Annotated in this window: 26 protein-coding genes; 15 read left to right on the forward strand and 11 right to left on the reverse strand. The window is 63.8% G+C overall.

The genetic code is table 11. The features are described 5' to 3' along the window. Nucleotides 1-131 precede the first annotated feature (131 nt). The 6 genes from JQ592_RS05745 to JQ592_RS05770 all read left to right on the forward strand — a co-directional run bounded on the left by JQ592_RS05745 (nucleotide 132) and on the right by JQ592_RS05770 (nucleotide 7,160). Entirely contained in the window at nucleotides 132-893 is a 762-nt protein-coding gene (locus JQ592_RS05745; protein ID WP_211401941.1) for an outer membrane protein, read from the forward strand. A 234-nt stretch (nucleotides 894-1,127) separates the two neighbouring features. Continuing rightward, the gene (locus JQ592_RS05750; protein ID WP_211401942.1) at nucleotides 1,128-1,817 is read left to right on the forward strand and encodes an outer membrane protein; all 690 of its coding nucleotides are present in this window, start codon (nucleotides 1,128-1,130) and stop codon (nucleotides 1,815-1,817) included. 234 nt (nucleotides 1,818-2,051) lie between these two features. Then, a complete protein-coding gene (locus JQ592_RS05755; protein ID WP_211401943.1) occupies nucleotides 2,052-2,819 on the forward strand; it encodes an outer membrane protein in 768 nt (255 codons plus the stop codon). Between the two features lie 266 nt (nucleotides 2,820-3,085). After that, nucleotides 3,086-6,061 (forward strand): excinuclease ABC subunit UvrA, encoded by a 2,976-nt coding sequence (uvrA, locus tag JQ592_RS05760; RefSeq protein ID WP_211401944.1) that lies wholly within the window; start codon nucleotides 3,086-3,088, stop codon nucleotides 6,059-6,061. A 131-nt stretch (nucleotides 6,062-6,192) separates the two neighbouring features. Then, on the forward strand, nucleotides 6,193-6,762 hold the full coding sequence (locus JQ592_RS05765) for a DinB family protein (RefSeq protein WP_211401945.1): 570 nt from the start codon (nucleotides 6,193-6,195) through the stop codon (nucleotides 6,760-6,762). Between the two features lie 74 nt (nucleotides 6,763-6,836). After that, nucleotides 6,837-7,160, forward strand: a complete 324-nt coding sequence (locus JQ592_RS05770) for a hypothetical protein (protein WP_211401946.1) — start codon at nucleotides 6,837-6,839, stop codon at nucleotides 7,158-7,160. Between the two features lie 6 nt (nucleotides 7,161-7,166). On the opposite strand, the gene JQ592_RS05775 is transcribed toward JQ592_RS05770, so the two are convergent. Further along, nucleotides 7,167-7,493, reverse strand: coding sequence for a DUF5615 family PIN-like protein (locus JQ592_RS05775; protein WP_211401947.1), 327 nt, complete (start codon nucleotides 7,491-7,493; stop codon nucleotides 7,167-7,169). 10 nt (nucleotides 7,494-7,503) lie between these two features. Next, complete coding sequence (locus JQ592_RS05780; RefSeq protein WP_211401948.1) at nucleotides 7,504-7,731, reverse strand: DUF433 domain-containing protein; 228 nt, start codon at nucleotides 7,729-7,731, stop codon at nucleotides 7,504-7,506. Between the two features lie 101 nt (nucleotides 7,732-7,832). Between JQ592_RS05780 and JQ592_RS05785 the strand changes: the two genes are divergently transcribed. Together JQ592_RS05785 and JQ592_RS05790 are read left to right on the forward strand one after the other, a co-directional pair. Next, on the forward strand, nucleotides 7,833-8,474 hold the full coding sequence (locus JQ592_RS05785; protein WP_211401949.1) for an HAD family hydrolase: 642 nt from the start codon (nucleotides 7,833-7,835) through the stop codon (nucleotides 8,472-8,474). 35 nt (nucleotides 8,475-8,509) lie between these two features. Then, the gene (locus JQ592_RS05790) at nucleotides 8,510-9,430 is read left to right on the forward strand and encodes a nucleoside hydrolase (protein ID WP_211401950.1); all 921 of its coding nucleotides are present in this window, start codon (nucleotides 8,510-8,512) and stop codon (nucleotides 9,428-9,430) included. Between the two features lie 105 nt (nucleotides 9,431-9,535). Here JQ592_RS05790 and JQ592_RS05795 read toward each other — a convergent pair whose 3' ends face one another. From JQ592_RS05795 to JQ592_RS05805, 3 genes are all read right to left on the reverse strand, one after another. Next, nucleotides 9,536-10,483 (reverse strand): cytochrome D1 domain-containing protein, encoded by a 948-nt coding sequence (locus JQ592_RS05795; RefSeq protein WP_211402517.1) that lies wholly within the window; start codon nucleotides 10,481-10,483, stop codon nucleotides 9,536-9,538. Between the two features lie 17 nt (nucleotides 10,484-10,500). Then, a complete protein-coding gene (locus tag JQ592_RS05800) occupies nucleotides 10,501-11,067 on the reverse strand; it encodes an SRPBCC family protein (protein ID WP_211401951.1) in 567 nt (188 codons plus the stop codon). A gap of 923 nt (nucleotides 11,068-11,990) precedes the next feature. Beyond that, nucleotides 11,991-12,758: an AAA family ATPase gene (locus tag JQ592_RS05805; RefSeq protein WP_211401952.1), complete on the reverse strand. Its 768-nt coding sequence runs from the start codon at nucleotides 12,756-12,758 to the stop codon at nucleotides 11,991-11,993. Between the two features lie 269 nt (nucleotides 12,759-13,027). Between JQ592_RS05805 and JQ592_RS05810 the strand changes: the two genes are divergently transcribed. Next, nucleotides 13,028-15,091: a DUF1217 domain-containing protein gene (locus tag JQ592_RS05810; protein ID WP_211401953.1), complete on the forward strand. Its 2,064-nt coding sequence runs from the start codon at nucleotides 13,028-13,030 to the stop codon at nucleotides 15,089-15,091. Between the two features lie 16 nt (nucleotides 15,092-15,107). On the opposite strand, the gene JQ592_RS05815 is transcribed toward JQ592_RS05810, so the two are convergent. From JQ592_RS05815 to JQ592_RS05825, 3 genes are all read right to left on the reverse strand, one after another. After that, the gene (locus JQ592_RS05815) at nucleotides 15,108-15,968 is read right to left on the reverse strand and encodes a PCC domain-containing protein (RefSeq protein ID WP_211401954.1); all 861 of its coding nucleotides are present in this window, start codon (nucleotides 15,966-15,968) and stop codon (nucleotides 15,108-15,110) included. A gap of 9 nt (nucleotides 15,969-15,977) precedes the next feature. Continuing rightward, nucleotides 15,978-17,585, reverse strand: coding sequence for an acyl-CoA synthetase (locus tag JQ592_RS05820; protein WP_211401955.1), 1,608 nt, complete (start codon nucleotides 17,583-17,585; stop codon nucleotides 15,978-15,980). Between the two features lie 105 nt (nucleotides 17,586-17,690). Next, nucleotides 17,691-18,176 carry a hypothetical protein gene (locus JQ592_RS05825; RefSeq protein ID WP_246820185.1) on the reverse strand — a complete coding sequence of 162 codons (486 nt, stop codon included), beginning with the start codon at nucleotides 18,174-18,176 and terminating at the stop codon, nucleotides 17,691-17,693. A 106-nt stretch (nucleotides 18,177-18,282) separates the two neighbouring features. Between JQ592_RS05825 and JQ592_RS05830 the strand changes: the two genes are divergently transcribed. The 3 genes from JQ592_RS05830 (at nucleotide 18,283) to JQ592_RS05840 (ending at nucleotide 19,536) form a co-directional block, all read left to right on the forward strand. Beyond that, nucleotides 18,283-18,651: a hypothetical protein gene (locus tag JQ592_RS05830; protein ID WP_211401957.1), complete on the forward strand. Its 369-nt coding sequence runs from the start codon at nucleotides 18,283-18,285 to the stop codon at nucleotides 18,649-18,651. A gap of 82 nt (nucleotides 18,652-18,733) precedes the next feature. Continuing rightward, a complete protein-coding gene (locus JQ592_RS05835) occupies nucleotides 18,734-19,249 on the forward strand; it encodes a DUF3828 domain-containing protein (RefSeq protein ID WP_211401958.1) in 516 nt (171 codons plus the stop codon). Between the two features lie 11 nt (nucleotides 19,250-19,260). After that, nucleotides 19,261-19,536, forward strand: a complete 276-nt coding sequence (locus JQ592_RS05840) for a GNAT family N-acetyltransferase (protein WP_211401959.1) — start codon at nucleotides 19,261-19,263, stop codon at nucleotides 19,534-19,536. A gap of 46 nt (nucleotides 19,537-19,582) precedes the next feature. On the opposite strand, the gene JQ592_RS05845 is transcribed toward JQ592_RS05840, so the two are convergent. Next, nucleotides 19,583-19,981, reverse strand: coding sequence for an SPW repeat domain-containing protein (locus tag JQ592_RS05845; RefSeq protein ID WP_211401960.1), 399 nt, complete (start codon nucleotides 19,979-19,981; stop codon nucleotides 19,583-19,585). Between the two features lie 199 nt (nucleotides 19,982-20,180). Then, nucleotides 20,181-21,116, reverse strand: coding sequence for a tetratricopeptide repeat protein (locus tag JQ592_RS05850; RefSeq protein WP_211401961.1), 936 nt, complete (start codon nucleotides 21,114-21,116; stop codon nucleotides 20,181-20,183). A gap of 103 nt (nucleotides 21,117-21,219) precedes the next feature. Between JQ592_RS05850 and JQ592_RS05855 the strand changes: the two genes are divergently transcribed. Next, complete coding sequence (locus JQ592_RS05855; protein WP_211401962.1) at nucleotides 21,220-21,495, forward strand: GNAT family N-acetyltransferase; 276 nt, start codon at nucleotides 21,220-21,222, stop codon at nucleotides 21,493-21,495. A 50-nt stretch (nucleotides 21,496-21,545) separates the two neighbouring features. Here the strand turns inward: JQ592_RS05855 and JQ592_RS05860 are convergent, their stop codons facing one another. Then, entirely contained in the window at nucleotides 21,546-21,947 is a 402-nt protein-coding gene (locus tag JQ592_RS05860; protein WP_211401963.1) for a DUF3597 domain-containing protein, read from the reverse strand. Nucleotides 21,948-22,283: 336 nt separating this feature from the next. Here JQ592_RS05860 and JQ592_RS05865 point away from each other — a divergent pair, with 336 nt between their 5' ends. Next, nucleotides 22,284-23,192, forward strand: a complete 909-nt coding sequence (locus JQ592_RS05865) for a DUF2189 domain-containing protein (RefSeq protein ID WP_211401964.1) — start codon at nucleotides 22,284-22,286, stop codon at nucleotides 23,190-23,192. Nucleotides 23,193-23,319: 127 nt separating this feature from the next. Next, nucleotides 23,320-24,144, forward strand: coding sequence for a lytic murein transglycosylase (locus JQ592_RS05870; RefSeq protein WP_211401965.1), 825 nt, complete (start codon nucleotides 23,320-23,322; stop codon nucleotides 24,142-24,144). The last annotated feature ends 55 nt before the right edge of the window (nucleotides 24,145-24,199 follow it).

Raw genomic sequence — 24,199 nt, forward strand, 5'->3', positions numbered from 1 at the left:
GTTGCATTTCGGAGACGGACTCTGCCTCCCGCTTAGGCTACGGTTGCCTCGGAATTAAGTTCATATGGGCGTCGCGCCTGATTGGCCGCTTCGGGGACCTCAAGAAGCGGACCTTACCTGGGGAGACTGCAATGAATAAGATTTTGATTGGTACATTCGGTGCTGTGGCGCTGGGCCTGTCGGCTCCCGCAAGCGCGGCGGATATGGCGGCGCGTCCCTACACCAAGGCTCCGCCCCCGATGGTCGCGACCATCTACGACTGGAGCGGCTTCTACATCGGCATCAACGGGGGCTGGGGCTCAAGCCGCAATTGCTGGGACTTCGTGACGCCGGTCACCGGTACGCTGATCGATGACGGCTGCCATAACGCAACGGGCGGCACAGTCGGTGGTCAGGTCGGCTATCGCTGGCAGTCGGCCAATTGGGTGTTTGGTGTGGAAGGCCAAGGCAACTGGGCTGACTTCAGTGGAAGCAACATCAGCCCGACCGCGCCAGGTCAGCAGAACCGTACGCGGGTCGAAGCCTTCGGCTTGATTACCGGTCAGGTCGGTTATGCCTGGAATAACGTTTTGGTCTACGTAAAGGGCGGCGGCGCCGTAGTGGACGACAGATACGACCTCATCGTCGCGCCGGGCTTTGTGGGTGCTGGCACGACCTTCGGTTCGGCCAACGGAACACGCTGGGGCGGAACGGTCGGCGCGGGAGTCGAATTTGGCTTCGCCCCGAACTGGTCGGTGGGCTTCGAGTACGATCACATCTTCCTCGGCACCCGAAACGTCGACTTCACCTTTGGCGGAGCCTTCGTTCAGACCGAACGCATCAGTCAGGACGTCGATCTCGCCCTCATCCGCTTGAACTACCGTTGGGGCGGCCCGGCGATCGCCAGGTACTGATCGCAAGCATAGTCTCTTCTGACGAAAGGCCGGCCTCGCGCCGGCCTTTTTGCTGCGTGCGAGCGAAGGGACGGTCCGTCACTGATTATGACGTTTTGTGACTGTTGTGGCTTTTCGGGTACACAACTTGCGGCTTCGCTGGTGTAAGCACGACGCCAGTTGGACCACAGCGTCCGATGCCCTTCCGTTCACGGAAGGCAACAACAGAAACTGGGACTGGGATTTAGGTTAAAAATGAAGAAGGTTTTGTTGGCTTCGGCCTGTTTGTTCGCTCTGGCTGCCCCTGCGTCGGCGGCTGATCTCGCGGCCCGCCCGTACACCAAGGCTCCGGTGGCTGTGGCCTCGGTCTACAACTGGACCGGCTTCTACCTCGGTATCGTCGGTGGCGGCGCCTGGGAAGACTCCTCGGGCGACCCGAAGATGAAGGGTGGCTTCGTCGGTGGCACCGCCGGCTACAACTGGCAGACCGGCAACGTCGTGTTCGGCGTTGAAGCTGATGGCTCCTGGGCTGACGTCAGCGCTTCCGTGACCGGCGCCACTGTCGTCCCCGGCTTCGGCGTTGCGACCGCGACCGCCAGCTCGAAGACCGACGCGATGGGCACCGTGCGCGGCCGTATCGGCTACGCCGTCAACAACGTCCTGTTCTACGGCACAGGCGGTTACGCCTGGATCGACAACAAGATCACCCTCTCTGCACTCGGCGTGTCCGTGTCGGACAGCAAGTGGCACTCCGGCTGGACCGTCGGCGCGGGCGTCGAAGCGTTCTTCGCTCCGAACTGGTCGGTCAAGGGCGAGTACCTCTATCGCAGCCTCGGCGGCGAGACCTACTTCTCGGGCGCCCTGCCCACCGGCACGCTCAACTTCCACACCGTGCAGGTCGGCGTGAACTACCACTTCAACGGCCCGATCGTCGCGAAGTACTAAGCTTCATCTCCGACGCTACCCGCGTTACGAAAGGCCGGCCTCGTGCCGGCCTTTTTGTTGTCTTCACGCGTAGCAATATATGCCAGCCCGCCACCAGCGTTTTCGGCGAGATGTGGCTCTCCGGTAACACAACCTTGGGCTTCAATGGTGTAAAGCAATGACATCAGTTGGGTCATAGGCTCCGCTGCTCTTCCTTGCGGAAGGCAACAAAGAGAAACGGTACTGGGGAATCAGATGAAGAAGATTTTGCTGGCTTCGGCCAGTCTGTTCGTACTCAGCGCGTTGACGCCGGCCTCGTTGACACCGGCCTCGGCGGCCGATCTTGCGGCCCGCCCCTACACCAAGGCGCCGGTGGCTGTGGCCTCGATCTACAACTGGAGCGGATTCTACATCGGCGCCAACGCCGGTGGCGGCTCCAGCCACAATTGCTGGGATACGACCGCTGTGCTCGGCGTGGCTGTCCCCGTCACGGCTGAAGGTTGCCACAATGCGACCGGCGCCATCGTCGGCGGCCAGATCGGCTATCGCTGGCAGTCCGCCAGCTGGGTGTTCGGCCTCGAAGCCCAGGGCGATTGGGCTGACCTGAAGGGCTCGAACACCAGCTCGCCGGCCGCTTTCTTCCCGCTGGTGAACAACACCAAGATCGACGCCATTGGCCTCTTCACCGGTCAGGTGGGCTATGCTTGGAACAACGTGCTCTGGTACGTGAAGGGCGGCGCGGCCGTCACCCACAACAAGTTCAGCGGCACTCTCGCCGGCGTCACGCTCGACACCGCCAACGAGACCCGCTGGGGCGGCACCGTCGGCACCGGCATCGAGTTCGGCTTCGCTCCGAACTGGTCGGTCGGCGTCGAGTACAACCACCTGTTCATGGGCAAGCACACCGACACCTTCACCTTCCTCGGCGTGAACACCCGCAGCGATAGCATCAAGCAGGACGTGGACATGGCCACGGTTCGCGTGAACTACACCTTCGGCGGCCCGGTGGTTGCGAGGTACTGAGCCCCGCTCCATCCGCTACGAAAGGCCGGCCTCGCGCCGGCCTTTTTGTTTGGCGGCACGTTCCAGAGCAGTTCCGTCCCCGCTGCTGCCAGATGCCGCCAGCGCGCCAACATTCCGTTGACGATTCGCAACTCCCTCTGGAAATCCGTCTCCGTTCTTCCTACGTTCGCTGCCATACCCAGCGGCGCCGATCCCGGTTCCGGGCAAAGCGCGCCTTTTTTGTTGGCGCGATCGCGCACCTTTGGGCTTCCTTGAGGGCAACTCGGATGGATGAAGTGATCAGGGCGAAGCGCCAACAACAGAACGCGGGCTCCAGCCTGCGCGCAATTACGATCCGCGGCGCGCGCGAGCACAACCTCAAGAACATCGACGTCGAGATCCCCCGCGACAAGCTGGTGGTGTTCACCGGCCTCTCCGGCTCCGGCAAATCCTCGCTCGCCTTCGACACCATCTACGCCGAAGGCCAGCGCCGCTACGTCGAATCGCTGTCGGCCTATGCGCGCCAGTTCCTGGAGATGATGCAGAAGCCCGACGTCGACCAGATCGACGGCCTGTCGCCGGCGATCTCGATCGAGCAGAAGACGACCTCGAAGAATCCGCGCTCGACCGTCGGCACCGTCACCGAGATCTACGACTACATGCGCCTCTTGTGGGCGCGCGTCGGCGTGCCCTATTCGCCGGCCACGGGCCTGCCGATCGAGAGCCAGACCGTCTCGCAGATGGTCGACCGCGTGCTGGCGCTGCCCGAGGGCACCCGCCTCTATCTGCTCGCCCCGGTCGTGCGCGGCCGCAAGGGCGAGTACCGGAAAGAGCTCGCCGAATGGCTCAAGAAGGGCTTTCAGCGCGTCAAGATCGACGGCACCTTCCATGAGCTTGCGGAAGCCCCGACGCTCGACAAGAAATTCCCGCACGACATCGACGTCGTGGTCGACCGCATCGTGGTGCGCGCCGACATCGGCCAGCGCCTCGCCGAAAGTTTTGAGACCGCGCTGAAGCTCGCCGAGGGCCTTGCCGTCATCGAGTTCGCCGACGCGCCGGCGGCCGCGCCAGCGGAAGAGAAAAAGAAGACGGCAAAAATCCACGACAAGAGCGGCCCCGAGCGCATCCTGTTCTCGGAAAAGTTCGCCTGCCCGGTGTCCGGCTTCACCATTCCCGAGATCGAGCCGCGCCTGTTCTCGTTCAACAACCCCTATGGTGCCTGCCCCGCCTGCGGCGGCCTCGGCGTCGAGCAGCATGTCGACGAGGACCTCGTCATCCCCGACAAGGAGCTGTCCTTGCGCAAGGGCGCGATCGCGCCCTGGGCCAAGTCATCCTCGCCCTATTACGAGCAGACGCTGACCGCGCTCGGCAAGCACTACAAGTTCACCCTCGACACCAAGTGGAAGGATCTCGCCAAGAAGACCAAGGACGCGATCCTCTACGGCTCCGGCGAGGACGAGATCAAGTTCTCCTACCAGGACGGCGTGCGCTCCTACGACACCAAGAAGCCGTTCGAGGGCGTCATCACCAACATCAACCGCCGCTACCGCGAGACCGAGAGCGAGTGGGCGCGCGAGGAGCTGGCGAAATATTTTCACGACGTGCCGTGCGAGGGCTGTAGAGGCTTCCGCCTGAAGCCCGAGGCGCTCTGCGTCAAGGTCGGGGCTAAGCATATCGGCGAGATCTCGGAGCTGTCTGTCAAGAAGGCCGGCGAGTGGTTCGAGACCGTGCCGGAGGCGCTGAACAAGCAGCAGAACGAGATCGCCGGCCGCATTCTCAAGGAGATCCGCGAGCGCCTCACCTTCCTGCTCGACGTCGGCCTCAACTACCTCACCCTCTCCCGCTCCTCCGGCACGCTGTCCGGCGGCGAGAGCCAGCGCATCCGCCTGGCCTCGCAGATCGGCTCAGGGCTCACGGGCGTGCTCTACGTGCTGGACGAGCCCTCGATCGGCCTGCACCAGCGCGACAATGCGCGCCTGCTCGATACGCTGAAGCGGCTGCGCGACCTCGGCAACACCGTGGTCGTGGTCGAGCATGACGAGGATGCCATCCGGCTTGCCGACTACGTGCTCGACATCGGCCCCGGCGCCGGCATGCATGGCGGCAACATCGTCGCCGAGGGCACGCCCGCCGAGATCATGCGCAACCCGAAATCGCTCACCGGCAAGTATCTCACCGGCGAGCTCGAGGTCGAGGTGCCGGAGCGGCGTCCGCCGAACCACCGCCGCACCATCAAGGTGGTCAACGCGCGCGGCAATAACCTCAAGAACGTCACCGCCGAGATCCCGCTCGGACTGTTCACCTGCGTCACCGGCGTCTCCGGCGGCGGGAAGTCGACGCTCCTGATCGACACGCTCTACCGCGCCATCGCCCGCAAGCTGAACGGCGCCAGCGAGGGCGCCGCGCCGCACGACCGCATCGAGGGCCTCGAGCACATCGACAAGATCATCGACATCGACCAGTCGCCGATCGGCCGCACCCCGCGCTCGAATCCTGCGACCTATACCGGCGCCTTCACGCCGATCCGCGAATGGTTCGCCGGCCTGCCCGAAGCGAAAGCGCGCGGCTACGAGCCCGGCCGCTTCTCCTTCAACGTCAAGGGCGGCCGCTGCGAGGCCTGCCAGGGCGACGGCGTCATCAAGATCGAGATGCACTTCCTGCCCGACGTCTACGTCACCTGCGACGTCTGCAAGGGCAAGCGCTACAACCGCGAGACGCTGGAAGTCCTGTTCAAGGGCAAGAGCATCGCCGACGTGCTCGACATGACCGTCGAGGAAGCCGCCGAGTTCTTCAAGGCGGTGCCGCGCGTGCGCGAAACCTTCCAGACCCTGCACCGCGTCGGCCTCGACTACATCCATGTCGGCCAGCAGGCCACCACGCTCTCCGGCGGCGAAGCCCAGCGCGTCAAGCTGGCCAAGGAGCTGTCCAAGCGCGCCACCGGCCGCACGCTCTATATCCTGGACGAGCCCACCACCGGCCTGCACTTCCATGACGTCAAGAAGCTGCTTGAGGTGCTGCACGAGCTGGTCGCGCAGGGCAACACGGTCGTCGTCATCGAGCACAATCTCGAAGTCATTAAGACTGCCGACTGGGTCATCGACCTCGGCCCCGAAGGCGGCGACGGCGGCGGCGAGATCGTCGCCTGGGGCCCGCCGGAGGACATCGCGAAAGCGCCGCGGAGCTACACCGGCAAGTTCCTGGAGCCGGTGCTGAAGAAGGCGCGGAAGCCGAAGCGGCGGAGCACGAGCGAAGCGGCGGAGTGAAAACTTTGGATCGAGGTCGCGTAGGGCGGATTAGCTAGGCGTAATCCGCCACTGCCCCTCTTGTGGGACAGTCGGGCTAGGCTTCGTCATCCTCGCCCGACGAACCACGCAGGATCCGGGAGAGAACCGACATGTCCGCTGGACTCGTCCAAACCTACCGCGCCTTCGCCCACAACAATGCCTGGGCCAATCACCGGCTTCTCACCGCCTGCGCCGCGCTGTCCCAGGCAGAGTTCGAAGCCCACCGCACCGGTTTCTTCCCGAGCCTGCAGCGTACGCTGAACCACATCTACATCATCGACCTCTTCTACATCGATGCACTCGAAGGCGGCTGGCTCGGACCGGCAGCCTGGAAGAACGAGGTGCCTTTTCCTGCCCTCACCGCGCTGCAGCCTGCGCAAGCCGCGATGGACAGGCGCCTGATTGCGATCTGCGATGCACTGACGCCCGCGCGGTTCGATGACGTTGTGAAGATCAACCGCGACACGAGCGTTCAGACCGAGCGCTGCGACCGGCTGCTCATGCATCTGTTCCAGCACCAGATCCATCATCGCGGGCAGGCGCATGCCATGCTGTCCGAAACGGCCGTTGCGCCCCCGCAGCTCGATGAATTCTTCGCAGAAGGCGAAGCGCCGCTCCGGGCTGCCGAATTCGCCGAACTCGGCTGGACCGAGGAGACCGTCTGGAAATCCCGGATATAAGCTACGCCAGGAACTCCAGCGGCACGTGGTCGGTCAGCCAGACGCCACTGTCGGATGATCGATCCGAGGGAGCGATGCCCAGTCGAGCCTATGCTCTCTTCCGGAAAGCCATCCTCGCCGAGCAGCACGTCACCTGCATCTACGAGGGGCGCTACCGCGAGCTCTGCCCGCACATCATCGGCACCAGCAAGAACGGGGAAGAAGCTGTGCTGGCCTGGCAATTTGCCGGCGAGAGCAGCGGACCGCTGCCGCAATGGCGGTGCCTGAAGCTCGCCAATGTCAGCGGCGCCCGGGCGCGCGACGGCGACTGGCATGAGGGTGGTTCGCATCGGACGACACAGACCTGCATCAAGAACATCGATCTCGACATCAACGTTCACGTGCGCAAGTTGCGGTGAGCGCCGCTAGCTGCCGACGAATTCTATGACCGCTTCGCCCCGCGCGACGGCTTCGACAATTTGCGGCATGGCGCCTAGAAACTGGCGGATCAGCACGCGATTTTCGATATTGCCCACGCGCACCCATAGCACGGTCGGTCCCTGACCCTTTGCAACGCGGAGAAGCGAAAAGTCGCGATCCTTGGTGACGAGAACGGCCGATCGAGAAATGGCTTCGTTCCAGATCACTCCATCGATCGCGTTTGCCATCCCGAACTCGGCCACATGAACCGCATCGTATCCAGCACGACGCATGGCTTCCGCGAGTGCCGGAGGAAGCTGAGCATCGATCAAGTATGGCAAGCTATTTGGCCGCTATGATCGGGTGGTCGACCTGACGGGCAGCATAGGCGAGCACCGCGTCGATGTCGGCCTCTTCCAGATATGGATAATCCTCGAGGATGCTCTCCCGCGTCTGTCCCGCTGACAGCAGCCCCAGGACGTCGGCAACCGTGATGCGCAGGTCGCGAACGCATGGGCGTCCATGCATACGCTGGGGATCAACCGTAATCCTTGCCAGTAGCTCCGACATCTGTCACCTCTGGACCTTAATATAGCATCTCCGATCGCATCTGTCAGCGCGTCGCCAGCTGGACTCGATGCGCAGGTCCGCCCGGTACTTCCGTCTCCTCCATGCCCTACTCCCTCGCCATTTTCGATCTCGACGGCACCCTCGCCGACAGTTTTCCGTGGTTCTTGCGCACCATCAACGATGTCGCCGACCGCTTCGGCTTTCGCCGCGTGGCGGATGAGGACATCGAGGCGCTGCGGCATGCCTCGAACCGCGAGATCCTGAGCCGGCTCGAAGTGCCCTTGTGGAAGCTGCCGGCGATTGCGCGGCATGCGCGGCGGCTGAAGGCGGAGGCAACAGCTGAGATCTCGCTGTTTGCAGGCGTCGAGACGATGCTGCGGACGCTGGCTGAGAACGGCGTGCAGCTCGCGCTGGTGACGTCCGACAGCGAAGCCAATGCGCGCGAGAAGCTCGGCGAGGCCGCGACTCTGTTTTCGCATTTCGATTGCTCTGCGTCACTGTTCGGCAAGCCCGCGAAATTCCGCCGGGTCGTCCGCCGCGCCGGCGTGGAGCCGGGCAAGGTCATCGCGATCGGCGACGAGGTCCGCGACATCGATGCGGCGCGCGCCGTCGGCATTGCCTGCGGTGCCGTGTGCTGGGGTTATGCGGCGCCGGCGGCGCTGCGGGCGCTGGGGCCGGATCACACGTTTGAGCGGATGGAGGAGATTGCCGAAGCGGTCTGCCGGATTCCGCAGAGAGCCTGATCCGCAATCGCCACGCACGGCCCAGGGAGACGTCGATGACACTCACGGATGCAAGCCGCCTCAAGCTCCTGGAGCCGCCGGTCGGCCGGCTGCGGGTCGTGCTCGACACCGACACCTATAACGAGATCGACGATCAGTTCGCGCTCGTGCAGATGCTGCTGTCGAAGGACCGCTTCGATGTCGAGGCGATCTACGCCGCGCCGTTCTTCAATGCGCGCGCGGACAGTCCCGGCCACGGCATGGAGCTGAGCTATCAGGAAATCCTTCGCCTGCTGGATCGCCTGGATGTCGCGCCGGACGGCCTGGTTCACCGCGGCGTCACCGACTATGTCGGCCCCGGCAAGACGGCGCGGACGGCACCCGCCGTGGACGACCTCATCGCCCGGGCGCGCGCGGGCACGCCGGACAATCCGCTCTACGTCGTTGCCATCGGCGCCATCAGCAACGTCGCCTCGGCGCTGCTGAGGGCGCCCGACATCATCGACCGTATCGTCGTGGTCTGGCTCGGCGGCCATGCGCTGGAATGGCCCCACACGGTCGAGTTCAATCTGAAGCAGGACGTCGGCGGCGCACAGGTGCTGCTCGACAGCGGCGTGCCGCTCGTCCTCGTCCCGTGCATGGGCGTCACTTCGCGTCTTCACTCGACGGTGCCGGAGATCGAACGATACGTCGAACCCCACGGCAGCATCGGCGCATTCCTCGCCATGCGCTTCAAGGAATATTCGTCCGACCACATGGGCTGGGCCAAGGAGATCTGGGACATGGCGCCGGTCGGCTGGCTGCTCAATCCCGTGTGGGCACCAAGCGTCGTCATCCCCGCTCCGGTGCTCACGGATCAGATGACGTGGAGCGTCGACCGCAGGCGGCATCCGATCCGCTACGTGACCTATGTGGACCGCAATCCGATCCTGAGGGACTTTTTCGTGAAGCTGCGAGACTTCGCTGGACCGAAATGAGTCCGTAGAATCGGTAGCCCGGATGAGCGAAGCGACATCCGGGACCGTCCGCGCCTGAAGCAAGTCCCGGATATCGCTTCGCTCATCCGGGCTACGAGACATCCCCTACTCCGTCCTTCTCAAGAACACCCCGAACGCGCGCGGGCCGTCGCCGGTCTTGATCTCGCCGATCACCTTCAGATCAGTGGCATCGATGATATCGAGCGTGTTGCTCTCCCAGCAGGCGACGATCACGCGCTTGCCGTCGGCGGTCGCCGCAATACCTTCGGGGTACTCGCCGACATTGATGCGCTTGACCGGCTTCAGGCTCGCCAGGTCGAACACGCTGACGGTGCCGCCGTACTGGTCGGTGACGAAGCCGCGGCCCAGCGTCAGCGCAACCGCATAGGGACGCACCCCCACCGGCACGCGGCCGATCTCGCGGGCCTCCGCGAGGTCGATCACGGAGACGTCGTCGGAGCCGACATTGGCGGTGTAGGCGCGCTTGCCCTCGGCATCGATGGTGACGCCGAACGGACGCGTGCCGACCTTGATGGTCGCCTTGCGCTGGCGCGTCGCGGTGTCGACCACGGAGACGCTGTCGTCGTCGCGGTCCGCCGAGAGCAGCAGCCTGCCGTCAGGCGTCACCGCCAGGCCCGACGGTGAGGCGCCGACCGCGATGCTGGCGGTGACGCTGCGCGAGGCCGCATCGATCACCCGCACCGCCGCCGCGTACCAGTCCGCGACATAGACCGTCTTGCCGTCGGGCGCGACGGCAATACCGAGCGGTCCACCGCCGACCTCGACGCGGCCAGCGACCTGCCGCGTGGCGGCGTCCACCACCGTCACCGCCTTGGCATCCGGGCTCGTCACATAGGCAAAGCGCCCGTCGGCGCTGACGGCGACGCCGGCCGGCTTGCCGCCGATCGGGATGGTCGCAACGCTGCGCGAGGTCGCGAGGTCCACGACCATCAGATCGTCGCTGAGCTGGTTGGTGACGAACGCCTCCTCGGCGGAGGCGCAGCCAGGGCACGCAAGGCTGGCGGCGAGCGCCGCCAGAACCAGCGCACGCACGACCAGCATCCGCACGGTCAGCTTCCGCTCTCGATCTTCTTCTTCAGCGCCTCGAGGCCGGCCTTGTAGAGGCCGCTCACCGCAGTCTTGGCGGCCTCGTCACTCAACTCCGGCGGCGGGTCGTTGTTGGGAAAGCCGCGGTAGAAAGCGCCGGCCCACTCCAGCGTCGCGCCCTTGCCGTCGGCGCTCGGCGTCACCGTCAGCGTCGAGGAATAGTTGGTGACCGGCAGCACCTTCACATCCACGGTGGTGATCCGGTAGGAATAGGTCATCGCGGCCGCGTCGAACTTGTAGAGCTCCTCGTCGACGGTGGCGCCGCCCGTCAGCGTCAGCTTCCGCGTCGCGCCGATCTCATTGCCCTTCTCGCCCTCGGTCTTGGTGACGGGCGGAAGCCAGCTCATGTCCTGGAAATTGCCGATCACCGCCCACACCTTGGCCGGAGCAGCGTTGATCTCGATGGATTCCCGGACCTTCTGCCGGGTCGGCCCGTGGGACCAGGCCGGCGCAAACGCCGCCATGAAAGCAATCCCCGCCACCGCCAGCGCCGCCACCCCGGCGACCGCCGTTCCACTTCCTATCCTCATACCGTTTCCTCACTCTTGGATCTGCGCGACTTGAGGCGCGCTGGGATCATCGTAGCGTATTTTTGGGCCGAGGGGAGACCGGTTCGTGGCACGGCGGTGGCGGGGGCGCACCCCGTTCACACCATTCCTTGCGTTGCTCGACGGGCAAAACACACAAGACTGGGGTCAATGCATCAGGATGAAAACAATTCGCTTTACGCGAATTCGGAATTATCGCATGTTGCAGCCATCCCAGCCCGGTCCGAGGGGCGTATCGCGATCGTCACGACACGCGGGAGGGGACGTGGTGGACGCAGGCGGCGTCGGCGCGAAGGCGGTTTGCAGGGCGGGTCACTCCGTGAGCGAACGCCGCGCGCACACGACCGGTGCAGCCTGCGTACGGCAAAATCGTGTGGTCCTGGCGCCCGGGGTCTGTGCGCCAAGTGCTGCGGTGATGCTGCGGCCCAACCGGGTCCGCGGCATCAGCCATCCGCAGGGCGACGGGGGCAATAGTGCATCGCTCCCCGGGGAGAGCACGACATAAGCCGTCAAACCACTGCGCAGGGAAGGCCGTGTGTTGGGCTTCACCTGTATGCCGCTGTGCAGCTTCTCGTAGCGCAATTTCCGCACAGTGGACCGTGGGTGCCAGCCGGCACCCGGCCTTCCCTGCGCCCTCGGAGTCTTCGGGGGCGATGACGACAGCAAAGCTCGGGCAGTTCATGCCGCGAGAATGCGAAACCGCGCATGTGATCTGGTAGCAATGCGAGATGAATTCGGGCTCTCGTGCCCCGGACGCAGCGCAGCGCCCCTTCGGCGGTGCGCTGCAGAGCCGGGGCCCATACAACAGCAGAATGCGCCGCTTCTGGATCCCGGCTCTGCGCCGCAACGCTCGCGCGTTGCAGCTTGTCCGGGACACGCGTATGGGCGTCGGGTGCGCCCCTCGTCTACTCCGCCAGCGTCGCCTCGACGAACCCGCGCGGATCGTCGCAAAACTCCCGCATGACCCGATAGTGATCCGTCTGCTCCACCGTGACAGGCTCCAGCCCGTACTTCCCGAGCCGCAGCAGCCGCGCATTGGGATAAGCCATCAGCATCGGCGAATGGGTTGCCATGATGACCTGGCAGATGCGGGATTCGTCCATGCGTCGCAGCAGTTTCAGGAACTCGATCTGGCGCGCCGGCGACAGCGCCGACTCGGGCTCGTCGAAGATGAAGATGCCCTGGCGCTGGCAACGCTCTTCGAAGAAGCGCAGGAAGCCCTCGCCATGGGAATGCGACAGGAAATCAGGGCCGACCTGGCCAGCATCACGCGCAGCCTTGTCAAGATATCGCGCGACCGAGAAGAAGCTCTCGGCGCGGAAGAACCATCCATTGGTGATCTTCGGCAGCCAGCTTGCGCGCAGCGCCTTGGAGAGCCGACCGCCCATCTTCTCCCGTGCTTCGGAGTGGTCGACCGGCATGTAGCCCTTCCCGCCACCAGCATCGTCGTAGCCGGCGTGCGCTGCAATGCCCTCGAGGATCGTCGATTTCCCGGTGCCGTTCTCTCCGACGATGATCGTGATGGCCGCGTCGAAGTTGAGCTCGAAATCATCCGGAAAGATGGGCAGGCAGAACGGATAGGCTTCGCGGTCTTGGACTTGCGACGAGTCGAGCCAGACCCGTCTCAGATAAGGCGCGGGCAGGTTGATCGTTCGACTGCCTCTTCGGCTCATGCCCGGCCCCCATTGCGACATCCCTCGACCAGAACATATCAGGAACGCAATCTTCGCGAAAGCTGCATCTGAGAAACATATGGACACAAACAGCAATAAAACCCGTCATGCGTCACTTGGACGCTAATTGAAACCTGAGATTGCAGGTCAGAATCGTCCTAAGAAAACGCAGCTGTGAGACAGTCGCTGGCATGAGGCCAGCTCCCACCTCGCGACCCCGCAATGATTGACGGATGTCCGGGACCGTAAGAAGCCGCGAGGAATGCGCGATGGTATCAACGTATTTCAGCTACAACTACATTTCGCACCATCTCAAGCAGTCCCTGACGCGGGTCGAACAGCAGACCGACGTCGCGCGAGAGGCCGCCTATTACAAGGCCAACATCGGCAAGGTGAAGACCGTCGACGATCTCATGAAGGACTATCGCCTCTATCACTATGCGATGAAGGCGTATGGCCTGGAAGACATGGCATATGCCAAGGCTTTCATGAAAAAGGTGCTGGAGAGTGACCTCTCCGACCAAAACAGCTTCGTCAACAAGCTGGTCGACAAGCGTTACCGGGAGTTTGCCGAGGCATTCTCCTTCACGAGCGGTATAAAGCCCGTTGCGCAATCGGAGGATCAGATCGACGAGATGATCGGCCTGTACACGGCAACCAAGAAGAGCCAGGTCGACGCGCTTGCCGACGATACGAAATACTACAGCGCCCATATCGGCAGCATCAGCAATGCTGACCAGCTCCTGAACGACGATCGTCTGCGCAACTACGTCTACTCGGCATTCGGGATCGATCAGAGCAAGTGGCCGCGCGACACGATCAGTCAGGTCCTGCGCAGCGATCCGTCCGATCCGAACAGCTACGTCAACACCACCTTCGCGTCTCAGTTGACCGGCCTCAACACCCAACTCGCTCAAGCCAAATCGGACGTGAGCGCCACCAACACGAAGATCGCCGACTACACCGCCCAGCTCTCGCAACCGGGCGCGGACGTGGCCCAGTTGAACGTCCAGATCCTGGTCGAAAAATATCACATGGAGTCGTACACGAAGAGCATATCCAGCCTCAACGACCAGATCGCGACGATTGGCAATTTCGTAGACCTGGCCGGCGCATTCGAGTTTTCGCCTGACGGGTCGCTGCCGTCGGGCGTGTCCGCGCAGACCGCCGCGAACGTCACGCTCACGACAAAACGGTTCGACGACAGCAAGTCCGCCGTCTATGCGGCGGCAAGTCCGCTGAGTGAGGCCTTCGCAACCGTTCAATTCAGAAACGCCATCGGCAAGATCGATTCAGTCCAGGCGTTCGTGTCGACTCCGGCCGTGTATGATTTTGCGCTGGGCGCCGTCGGGCTCGATCCCGCAGTGGTCTCGCAGGACACCATCAAGGCGGTCCTAGAAAGCGACCTCAGCGATCCCAAGAGCTACGTCTATACGCTCAAGGACAATCGATACGTCGAGCTCGCACGCGCCTTCAACTTCGACGCAAAAGGCAATCTGACGACCCCCCTGGTGGCTCAGGACCCGGCAAAAGTCCTCGATATCTCGAAGAACTACGTCATTGCAGTGCTGAAACAGGCCAGCCCCGAGCAGCAGAAAGCAGTCCGGGAACAGGCCCAGAAAGACGCGACGTCCTATCAGGAAGCCATCGCAGGCATCGACAGCGTTTCCGAGCTGCTTGCGAACCGGAAGATGGTCGATTTCATTCTCGTCGCCAAGGGCCTGGATCCCAAGAAGGTCAGCACCGACTATCTCAAGAAGATCTTCGCCTCCGACCTGAACAATCCAAAGAGCTTCGCGAACACCGAGAGCGATCATCGCTTTGCCGAAATCGCGGCGTCGTTCAATTTCGACAGCAAGGGCAATGTCGCGCGCCTTGCGATGGTTGGCCCTCAGAAGCAAGTCCAGTTGCGGGAAACACAGGCGAACTATCTCCAGCAAAGCCTCGAGCAGCAGCAGGGCGATACGAATCCCGGCGTGCGCCTGGCGCTCTATTTCCAGCGCAAGGCGGGGGAGATCACGTCCGCATACGACATCCTTGCCGACAAGGCGCTTTCGGAGGTGTTCAGGACCACCTTCAACCTGCCTGACTCGATGGCATCGATGCCGATCGATCAGCAGGCCAAGTTCGTGGACAAATTCATGAAGATCAAAGATCTCTCCGATCCCGCGAAGGTCGAAAAGCTGTTGGGCCGTTTCTCCGCCATGTATGACGTCAAAAACAGCCAGAGCATCGGTCAGGGACAATCCCCCTTGCTCAACCTCTTCCAAGGGGCGAGCTCAGGGATCAGTGAATCCACGTTTCTGGCCATTGCCAAGCTACGTACTCATTGATGATCGCTCGCCGATATTAGCTCAACACCTCAAGCACCAACTCCATGGTCATCAGCACGGGATTGTCGCCACGGATCAGACGCCCCTCCGCAATGCCGCCGGTGTAATCGATCAGGGCAACGTCGAGCGCTGCCTCGAGTGCACCCGAAGAGCCCGGCGCGATCGTCCCCGCGGTCACCGCAAGCTCCGTTGCGAACGGCTCGGTCACGCCACCATGGGTGAAGCGCGCGCCGATGGTCGAGCCGACGCCGCCGCGAATCTTCGCGCGCGCAATGCCGTGCGCGCGGCAAAAGTCTTCGAGGCAGGAGGCAAAATCCTGATTGGGGCGCAGCCGCAGCGCGAAGGCGCGGCTGGTCGTGCGCGCGCCGGTGCCCGCGGCCGCGACCGGTCCGAACAGCCTAAAATTGGTCTCGGGATCTGGCTCGGCTGTGAACATCGCGCCATCGATACCGAACGCCTCGACCTCGAACGGTTCGGCGACGATGGTCTCGTCCGGCAGCATGTGGCCACCGCTGGCCTTGCCGTCGGCCTCGGTCCAGAGCCCATGGCAATGAAAGAACGGCGCGCCTGCGCGCGTGCCGAGCGTCATGCTGCCGAGCTTCGTGCGCGTCACACCGGCCGGCCGATAGGTATCGCTGTAGAACGCGGCATTCTCGCCGGTCTTCGACAGCGCCGGCATGACATAGCCGAACGGCCCGAGCGCGCCGCGGTGAAAATTCAGCACGCCGCCGGCAAATCCCTCCGCCGCAAAGCCGCGCTGTGCAGCCTCCAGCAGCGGCACGCCTGCCTGAAGCGTGAAGGAGAAGGTACGCCCGCTCGCCTCCACCCATTGAATGCGTTCCGCGATCGGCGCTCCAGGCTGCTTGATACTCCGCATCACCTAATCTCAGCCCACCTTCGTCTTGTCGAGGTCGAGCAGCCCGCGCGCCTCGAGCTCGTCGCGCACCATCCGCTTCGGCACCTTGCCATAGCCGGATTTCGGCAAGGCCTCCCAGAAGAAGAAGCGCTTCGGCATCTTGTAGCGCGGCACCTTCGGCGCGAGGAACGCCGCCATCTCGGCCTCGCTCACCGCCTTCGCGCCCTCGCGCGCAACGCAGACGGCGACGCCGACCTCGCCCCAGGTCGCGTCGGGCACGCCGAGCACGGCCACTTCGCCGACTGCGGGATGCGTCAAGATCTTCTCCTCGATCTCGCGCGGATAGATGTTGGAGCCGCCGGAGATGTACATGTCGGAGGCGCGGCCGGTGATGTAGACAAACCCCTCCTCGTCCATATGGCCGAGATCGCCGGTGCGGAACCAGCCGTTGCGGAACGCCTGGGCATTGGCTTCGGGGTTGTCGTAGTAGCCGGCGAACACCGCAGGTCCGATCACGCAGATCTCGCCGCTCTGGTTCGCCTTGAGCTCGCGGCCCTCGTCATCCTGGATCGAGACCTGCATGCCGGTGCGTTCGAAGCCGCAGGTGCCGATCTTCGCATGCGGGCCGTCCTCGGGATCGTGCAACGCCGCCGGCAGCACGGTGATATTGCCGGTGACCTCGCCCAAGCCGAAATACTGCACGATCACGTTGCCGAGCTTGTTCAGCGCCGCCTTCTGATCCTCGCGATACATCGGCGCGCCGGCATAGATCACCTGTCGCAGCGAGGAATGATCGTATTTGTCGACGGCGGGATGCTCGACCATCATCTTCAGGATCGTCGGCACCGTGAAGAGATTGCTGACGCGGTGTGCCTCGATCAGGCGGAACGCCTCGTTGATGTCGAATTTCTCCGTCGGCAACAGCACGGTACGCACGCCGCGCGCGGTCTGCACCAGCTGGTGCACGCCGGCTCCGTGCGACAGCGGCGCCACCACCAGCGAGGCATCGGCTTCGGTCACGCCGGGGGTGAGATCGGCGAGATGGTTGGTTATGACAAATCCCATCTGGCCGTGGGTCAGCACGGCCGCCTTGGATCGCCCGGTCGTGCCGGAGGTGAAGAAGAACCAGCAGGGATCGTCATATTCGACGTCGACATTGGCGACGTCAGCGCCGGCCTGCGCGGCGATGGCATCGGCCACCGAGCGCTCACCGAACGCGGCCTTGCCGTCGAGGCTCCAGGTGAATTGCAGCGCACCGCCCTTCACCGCCGCCGCATGCTCGGGAAAATCGACATGGCACAGAAACGCCTTCGCGCCCGAGGCCTCAGCGAGATAGGTGACCTCATCGGGCATCAGGCGGAAGTTGGTGGGTACCCACACCGCACCGAGCCGGAACGCGGCGAACATCGAGAAGAACATCTCGTCGCCGTTCTTGGAGTGGACGAGGATGCGGTCGCCCTTGGTGATGCCGCGCGCGGCGAGCGCAGCCGCCAGCGCCGAGACCTGCGCGTCGATCTCGCGCCAGGTCCAGGACTTATCGCCCCAGACGAAACCGGGACGCGTCCCGTGCCGCCGCGCATTCTGGGTCAGCATGTAGGCGAGATTCATGACGCGGCGGGACATGCGCAAAGGCTGCATCGGGCTTCCTCTTCGAGCGCGGACGGCGCGCACGCCGCCCGCTCATTGCAGCCCATTTATCGCCATCGCCGGCGCCCCCGCAAGGCCGCCCGCCGCACACCTGCCTTACGGTTGCCTAAACGCAAACGGGGTTGCCGTGATCGCCTTCTCCTTGGAGCAGGCCTGCGCGCCAAAACCGCCGCAATAGCTGCCATGCAGATCGAACCGGATAACGCGCGCGGCGCCGCGCTTCATCGGCGGCGCCAGGATCCTGTAGCTGCGGACGTAGCCGTCGAACACCGGACGCACGCTGCCATCCGGCAGCGTGACCAGGATGTTCATGACGCAGCCGCCGGTTCCGCAATAGGTGGTCTCGCGGTCGCCGCATTTGGTGTCGCGGAAATCGACGATGTAATCGTCGCGGCCGTCGCCGGTCAGGTCGACCTTGTGCACCGTGTCCGGCGCAAAGGTCACCGCCCCTCCGTCCTGGCTCTCGCATTCCTCATTGGCGTAACGCAGAGCCTTCTGCACGCCGGGCGGATAGTCGGCCGGATTGAACGGCTTTGCGTCGTCGGCGCGCGCAGCCGTGGCAAGGAGGGTCAGAAGGAGCATCAGATATCGCATTCGCGTTGGTCGTGCGCAGGTCCGCGATCGTTCAGGGAATTTTAAACATGATCGGCGCAACCTCGCTCAGTTCTCGCGTACAGAGTGCCGCATCATGGTCAAAGCGCCCGCCCTCCTCCTGTTGTCGCTGGCGCTCGCCGGATGTGCCATTGGCCCGCAGGCGCATTTGCCCTCCGATCCCGCCTTCAAGCCTGCACGCTATGCCTGGGATGGCGCCGGCGAGGATCCCAATCATCCGCGCGCTGCCGCCGGATCATCGCGAACGACGCGTACAGCCACCACATCCGAGCACACCAGGTCGCAAGCCGGACTGCAGCCCTATTCGAAGGAATGGTGGCAGGCACGGGACAGCATCGAGGCCGAACAGGACGCCGGGGTCAACCGCTCCCTCGTCATTTGCCAGGGCTGCCTCCGCCCGCAGCCGCAGGCGGAAGATTCCAGGCTCGCCAAAGCGAGCGATTGAACCGAACGGCCTTCCCATCGGTCTACAGAGATGCGCGCCGGCTCCGACCTGCCGTCATGCGCCATCATCTCAGGGACATCTCATGCTCACCCGCCGCTCCTTCGTCGCCGCCGCTCTGCTCGCGGGCATCTCCCCTGCATTCGCCGAGACCCCTGTCCCCGCCGATCCCGTCGCTATTCTGACTGCGATCTACACCCGCGCCGGCAAGGGCAAGGGCGATGGCGGCGGCGGCTTCGTCATCGAGAACAAGGCGGCCAAGGCAAAATACCTCTCCAAGGCGCTGGTTGCGCTGTGGGCCAAGGCGGATGCGCATACGCCGAAGGGCGATGTCGGGCCGGTCGATTTCGATCCGGTCACCAATTCGCAGGAGCCGGACGTGAGGTCGTTCAAGGTGGACACCGAGAAGACGGAGGCGGACAAGGCGACCGTCGCGGTGACCATCACCGGTCACCGTAACGACCGGAAACCCAGTGATCTGATCGTGCGTTACGACTTCGTGCGCGAGGCAGGTAGCTGGCGGATCGACGACATCAGGGGCGCCTCCGACGGCGAAGCCTGGTCGATCCGCAAGATGCTGACGGACTCGCTGAAGAGCTGACCGGAGACGACATGAGCAACGTCATCGACAACAAGGCCCACCACCGCTTCGAACTCGAGGTCGAAGGCCACCTTGCGACCGAGCATTACAGGCTCGACGGCGATGTCATCACCTTCGAGCATACCGAGGTGCCGAAGGAGCTCGGCGGCAAGGGCGTCGGCTCGAAGCTGGTGCAAGGCGCGCTCGACCAGGTCCGTGCCGCCGGATTGAAGCTGATCCCGCAATGCCCGTTCGTGAAGGCGTGGATCGACAAGCACCCGGACTATCAGGATCTTGTGGAGCAATGAGCGCATGGCCCGCCCGTAGCTGGGCGGGCCTGCCGAAATCTACGGTCTATCGCCCGTGCTTGAGCAGGTCCTGGTCGTCCAGGTCCCAGTCCTGCCACAGCAGCAGCACGCCGAGGAGTACCACCCCCGCGCCGAGGCTCGTGTGGTAGATGCGCAGGAACCCTTCACCGGAATAGCCGAGGACGTAGGGGGAGGCGATGAGCCACAATCCGATCAGGATCGTCGCCACTTCCTGCCAGCGCTGCAGCGCGACATATTCGAGCTGGCTGATGCCAAACACGACCAGGCCGACTGCGACCGCATTCAGGATGACCGTCGGGTCTCCGACGATCCCGGGCTGATCCTGAATGGGAAACCATGGCGAGACGACAATCAGTGCGCCCAGCAGCATCCCGGACCAATCTTCCCACGTGCGATGAGTATTCAAGAAACCAAAGTCCGACATCGTACCCTCCTCTGACAGAGGCACACGTCGGCGGCTGGCGATCACGACTTCCGAATGTCTGGCGACCCTGCCTGCCGCATTCGGACGTATGTCCTGCAAAGGACGTGGGAACCGCGGGCAGCCGCGCAAGAGCAGGCATCAGGATTATTTCGATGGAATCCGCGATGCACGCCGGTCATTGCCCCATACCGCACCGCAGCTACAGAGCGCCGAGCTTTTGCAGCGCATCGCGCGCGGTCGCCAGACCCGGCTCCAATTCCAGCGCCTTCCTAAGATCGGCGATCGCACCCTGCTTGTCGCCGAGCCGCAGGCGGGCCTGGCCGCGATTGTTCCACGAGAAGACGTCCGAGGGGTCGTATTGCAGCGCCTTGTCGTAGTCGGCCGCGCCGCCCTTGTTGTCGCCCTGGTAGAGCCGGATCATGCCGCGATTGCGCCAGCCGCGCGCATCGGTCGGCGCAATGCGGATCGCTTCGCCATAGTCGGCGGCGGCACGATCGAGCTGCTCGCTGTCGCGATAAACGTTGCCGCGGTCGATGTAGGCGATCAGGTCCGGGGCAAGCTTGATCCGCGTGCTGAAGTCGGCGAGCGCATGCGCCGTATCGTGCTTGCGCGCGTAGACGTAGCCGCGATTGGCGTAAGCGCGGGCATAGTTCGGATTGCGCTTGATCGCCGCGTCGAAATCGGCGATGGCGCCGTCGAGATCCCCCTTGTTGTAACGGGAGTCGCCGCGATTGTTGTAGGCGAGCGCCAGCGAGGGATCGAGCTTAATGGCCTGGTCGTAATCGGCGATGGCGCGATCATAATCGCGCTTGAAGTTATAGACGCGACCGCGATTGTTGTAGGCGCAGGCATAATCAGGATCGAGCCTGACCGCTTCGTCGAGATCGGACAGCGCTGCATCGAGCTCGCGCTTCTCGGTGAGGCCATGCCCGCGGCTGCAATAGGCACCGGCGAGCCTGCGGCCAGTCTCGCTCTTGGTGTCAATCACTGTCGAGCAGGCCGTCACCCGCTCATCCGGCGTGCTGGTCAGCGCAAAGCAGGCATCCCAAGCGGGACCGCCTTCGGCTGCGGCTGGGACCGGCGTTGCCGAAGCGAGCACGGCAAGCAAGGCCATTAGACTGAGCTCGACACGCATTTTGCAGATATCTCCCCTGCGGCAACCTCCCTTGGTCGCGCCTTGGCAAGGCCGGGTTCAGGCGCCTAGATCAGCGGCAGACAACGCTTCGGAAGGATTTCGCATGGCGGCATCGGTACGCGACAACAAGGACAAGAGCCGCTTCGAGCTCGATGTCGGCAGCGACATCGCCTTCGCCAATTACCGGCTGACGCCGTCGGCGGTGATCATCACCCACACCGAGACGCCGCGCGCGCTTCGCGGCCGCGGCATCGCCTCCGAGCTGGTCAAAGGTGCGCTCGATCTGATCCGCCGCGACGGCAGGAAGGTGATCGCCGGCTGCGGCTTCGTCGTCGACTATCTCGACAAGCATCCGGAGGATGCGGACCTCGTCGCTTGAACGCAAAAGGGCCCGCGCAATCGCGGGCCCTTCGACGACCGAGGGATCGGTCAGTGCTTGATCTCAGGCGGCAGCTTGCCGCCATTGGCGGCGAGCTTGGACATCACCTGCTTGTGCAGCCAGACGTTCATGCTGGCGGAGTCGTTCATGTCGCCGCTATAGCCGAGCTCCTTGGCGAGATCCTTGCGCGCGGCTAGGCTGGAATCGATGTCGAGCGCCTTCATGAGGTCGACGATCGAGGTGCGCCATTCCAGCTTCTCGCCCTTGTGCGCGGCGACCGCCTTGTCGACGATGGCGGCGACATCGACGGCCGCCATGGGCGCTGATGCCGGCGCTGATGCGCCCGGCGCGGTCCCTGCGGGGGCACTGCCCGGCGCTGCGCCACCGGCGGGCGCGGCGGAAGCCGGCTGGCTGCCGAAGATCGCGCTCATGATTTTCCCGAAAATGCTCATGTCTGTTCCCCGAAAAGGATCCGTTGGAAGGGCCGTGAGTGGCCCCTTATAGACGAAGTCACTGCGTTGCGCCCGCGGAGTTCTGCGAACCAGCAAACAGCATCAGCTTATCTGCGGCGAAATGACGACCGAATGACATCATTGAGGTTGCACTGCGGCATCGAATTTCACCCAAGCGTGAGGGACAGGACTCGGAATTGGGAGTAGCCTTTACGTTCAACTCGCGATCCCGTCCGGAATTCGCGTCTGGTTGGAATCGCGAAACTCAGAGAAGAGCGGCCGCTTGCGCCGTTTGCCGGCGCCGAGTGCGGCTGCCCGGCAAGGGAGCTAGCGACCATGGCGACACTCTACCAGGGCAATGTACCCACGATGGCCCAGCCCGCAGACGCGGCTGGACCAGTGATCCGAACCATCCAACTGTCCGACCTGCACGAGGCGCTCCGGCGCGGCTGGGAGGATTTCAAGGCAGTTCCGAGCCACGCCATCATCCTGTGCGTGATCTATCCGGTACTGGGCCTCGTGCTCGCCCGTGTGGTGATGGGCTATTCGGTGTTGCCGCTGCTGTTTCCGCTGGCCGCAGGCTTTGCCCTGATCGGCCCATTCGCAGCCCTCGGCCTCTACGAACTCTCCAGCCGACGCGAACGCTATGAGGAGGCCAGCGCCTGGGATGCCATGGAGGTGCTGCGCTCGCCTTCGTTCGGCGCAATGCTCGGCCTCGGCGCGTTGCTGCTCGCGCTGTTCGTGACCTGGGTTGCGACCGCGCAGGCGATCTATATTGCGGCGTTCGGCTATGAGGGCGTCACCGGGATCTCGGATTTCCTGACGCGCGTGCTGACGACCCAGCAAGGCTGGTGGCTGATCGTGGTCGGCTGCGGCACCGGATTCCTGTTCGCGCTCGCCGCGCTCTGCATCAGCGTCGTGTCGTTCCCGCTCATGCTCGACCGCCATGCCGGCGCGTTCGAGGCCATGGTGACCTCGCTGCGCGTCGTCGCCAGGAACCCGGTGCCGATGGCGGCCTGGGGCCTGATCGTCGCAGTGCTGCTGGCACTTGGTACGATCCCGGCCTTCCTCGGTCTCGCCGTCGTGATCCCCCTGCTCGGCCACGCCACCTGGCATCTCTACCGCAAGGTGATCGTATCCGATCCCGGCGCGCGGCCCGTACCGCCTCCACCGCATCGTCCACGCAAACCGGCCGCGGATTTCCCGGCCAATCTCTTCCCTTGGCGGAATCGAACGGACGCTTAACGATCTCGTGACATCCGATCCTGCCCGGCTCCGGGCAGGATCGGCCTGTCATGCGCCTTGCTTTGGCCGCGGTTACAATCAAAATTGCACCGCCGGTCAGATCACTTCACGGAATCCATTTCATCTGATGACCCCGACGATTTCTCGTCTCGCTCTTGCAGCCCTCGCCCTCTCCGCGTCAATCCTGTCCGCCCAGCCAGCGCTTTCCGCTGTTGCTTGCGGCTCGGGCAATTTCGACGCCTGGCTTGCAGATTTCAAAACCGACGCCGCGGCCAAGGGTATTTCGCAGCAGGCCATCACCGCGGGGCTTGCCGGCGTGACGCTCGATCAGAGTGTGCTGAACCGCGACAAGTCGCAAAAGGTCTTCACCCAGACCTTTGAAGAGTTTTCCGGCCGCATGGTGCCGCCGCGCATGACGCGCGGCTCCAACATGATGAAGCAATACGGCTCGGTGCTGTCGCGCATCGAGCAGACCTACGGCGTGCCGGGTGAGGTGCTGGTCGCGATCTGGGGTCTGGAGACCGATTTCGGCGTCAACACCGGCAAGTTCGCCACCATCCGCTCGCTGGCGACGCTTGCCTATGACTGCCGGCGCGCCGAGCAGTTTCGCGGCGAACTGATGGACGCGCTACGCATCGTCCAGCGCGGCGACCTCGCACCAGCCGACATGAAGGGCGCATGGGCCGGCGAGCTCGGCCAGACCCAGTTCATGCCCTCGTCCTGGATGAAATATGCCGTCGACTTCGACGGCAACGGCAAGCGCGATCTCCTGCACAACGCGCCCGACGTGCTCGCCTCCACCGCCAATTACCTCGCCGGCTACGGCTGGCAGAAGGGGAAGGATTGGCAGCCGGGCAGCCCGAACTTCGCGGTGCTGCAGCAGTGGAACAAGAGCGAGGTCTATTCCAAGACGGTGGCCTATTTCGCCGCCCAGCTCGCACGCGCTCCTTAAAAACACACCCGACAAAACGCGTAGGGCCGACCGCAAGGCGATCGGCCCTCTCTTG

Origin of the sequence: Bradyrhizobium iriomotense, assembly GCF_018129405.1 — a bacterium.
In the GTDB taxonomy this organism is placed as follows: domain Bacteria; phylum Pseudomonadota; class Alphaproteobacteria; order Rhizobiales; family Xanthobacteraceae; genus Bradyrhizobium; species Bradyrhizobium iriomotense_B.

Bases quoted from the DNA above. Each gene is read 5' to 3' on its own strand.
- JQ592_RS05745 (WP_211401941.1), top strand. From the start codon at position 132: ATGAATAAGATTTTGATTGGTACATTCGGTGCTGTGGCGCTGGGCCTG.
- JQ592_RS05750 (WP_211401942.1), top strand. From the start codon at position 1,128: ATGAAGAAGGTTTTGTTGGCTTCGGCCTGTTTGTTCGCTCTGGCTGCC.
- JQ592_RS05755 (WP_211401943.1), top strand. From the start codon at position 2,052: ATGAAGAAGATTTTGCTGGCTTCGGCCAGTCTGTTCGTACTCAGCGCG.
- uvrA (WP_211401944.1), top strand. From the start codon at position 3,086: ATGGATGAAGTGATCAGGGCGAAGCGCCAACAACAGAACGCGGGCTCC.
- JQ592_RS05765 (WP_211401945.1), top strand. From the start codon at position 6,193: ATGTCCGCTGGACTCGTCCAAACCTACCGCGCCTTCGCCCACAACAAT.
- JQ592_RS05770 (WP_211401946.1), top strand. From the start codon at position 6,837: ATGCCCAGTCGAGCCTATGCTCTCTTCCGGAAAGCCATCCTCGCCGAG.
- JQ592_RS05780 (WP_211401948.1), bottom strand. From the start codon at position 7,731: ATGTCGGAGCTACTGGCAAGGATTACGGTTGATCCCCAGCGTATGCAT.
- JQ592_RS05785 (WP_211401949.1), top strand. From the start codon at position 7,833: ATGCCCTACTCCCTCGCCATTTTCGATCTCGACGGCACCCTCGCCGAC.
- JQ592_RS05790 (WP_211401950.1), top strand. From the start codon at position 8,510: ATGACACTCACGGATGCAAGCCGCCTCAAGCTCCTGGAGCCGCCGGTC.
- JQ592_RS05800 (WP_211401951.1), bottom strand. From the start codon at position 11,067: ATGAGGATAGGAAGTGGAACGGCGGTCGCCGGGGTGGCGGCGCTGGCG.
- JQ592_RS05805 (WP_211401952.1), bottom strand. From the start codon at position 12,758: ATGAGCCGAAGAGGCAGTCGAACGATCAACCTGCCCGCGCCTTATCTG.
- JQ592_RS05810 (WP_211401953.1), top strand. From the start codon at position 13,028: ATGGTATCAACGTATTTCAGCTACAACTACATTTCGCACCATCTCAAG.
- JQ592_RS05815 (WP_211401954.1), bottom strand. From the start codon at position 15,968: ATGCGGAGTATCAAGCAGCCTGGAGCGCCGATCGCGGAACGCATTCAA.
- JQ592_RS05820 (WP_211401955.1), bottom strand. From the start codon at position 17,585: ATGCAGCCTTTGCGCATGTCCCGCCGCGTCATGAATCTCGCCTACATG.
- JQ592_RS05825 (WP_246820185.1), bottom strand. From the start codon at position 18,176: ATGCTCCTTCTGACCCTCCTTGCCACGGCTGCGCGCGCCGACGACGCA.
- JQ592_RS05830 (WP_211401957.1), top strand. From the start codon at position 18,283: ATGGTCAAAGCGCCCGCCCTCCTCCTGTTGTCGCTGGCGCTCGCCGGA.
- JQ592_RS05835 (WP_211401958.1), top strand. From the start codon at position 18,734: ATGCTCACCCGCCGCTCCTTCGTCGCCGCCGCTCTGCTCGCGGGCATC.
- JQ592_RS05840 (WP_211401959.1), top strand. From the start codon at position 19,261: ATGAGCAACGTCATCGACAACAAGGCCCACCACCGCTTCGAACTCGAG.
- JQ592_RS05845 (WP_211401960.1), bottom strand. From the start codon at position 19,981: ATGTCGGACTTTGGTTTCTTGAATACTCATCGCACGTGGGAAGATTGG.
- JQ592_RS05850 (WP_211401961.1), bottom strand. From the start codon at position 21,116: ATGCGTGTCGAGCTCAGTCTAATGGCCTTGCTTGCCGTGCTCGCTTCG.
- JQ592_RS05855 (WP_211401962.1), top strand. From the start codon at position 21,220: ATGGCGGCATCGGTACGCGACAACAAGGACAAGAGCCGCTTCGAGCTC.
- JQ592_RS05860 (WP_211401963.1), bottom strand. From the start codon at position 21,947: ATGAGCATTTTCGGGAAAATCATGAGCGCGATCTTCGGCAGCCAGCCG.
- JQ592_RS05865 (WP_211401964.1), top strand. From the start codon at position 22,284: ATGGCGACACTCTACCAGGGCAATGTACCCACGATGGCCCAGCCCGCA.
- JQ592_RS05870 (WP_211401965.1), top strand. From the start codon at position 23,320: ATGACCCCGACGATTTCTCGTCTCGCTCTTGCAGCCCTCGCCCTCTCC.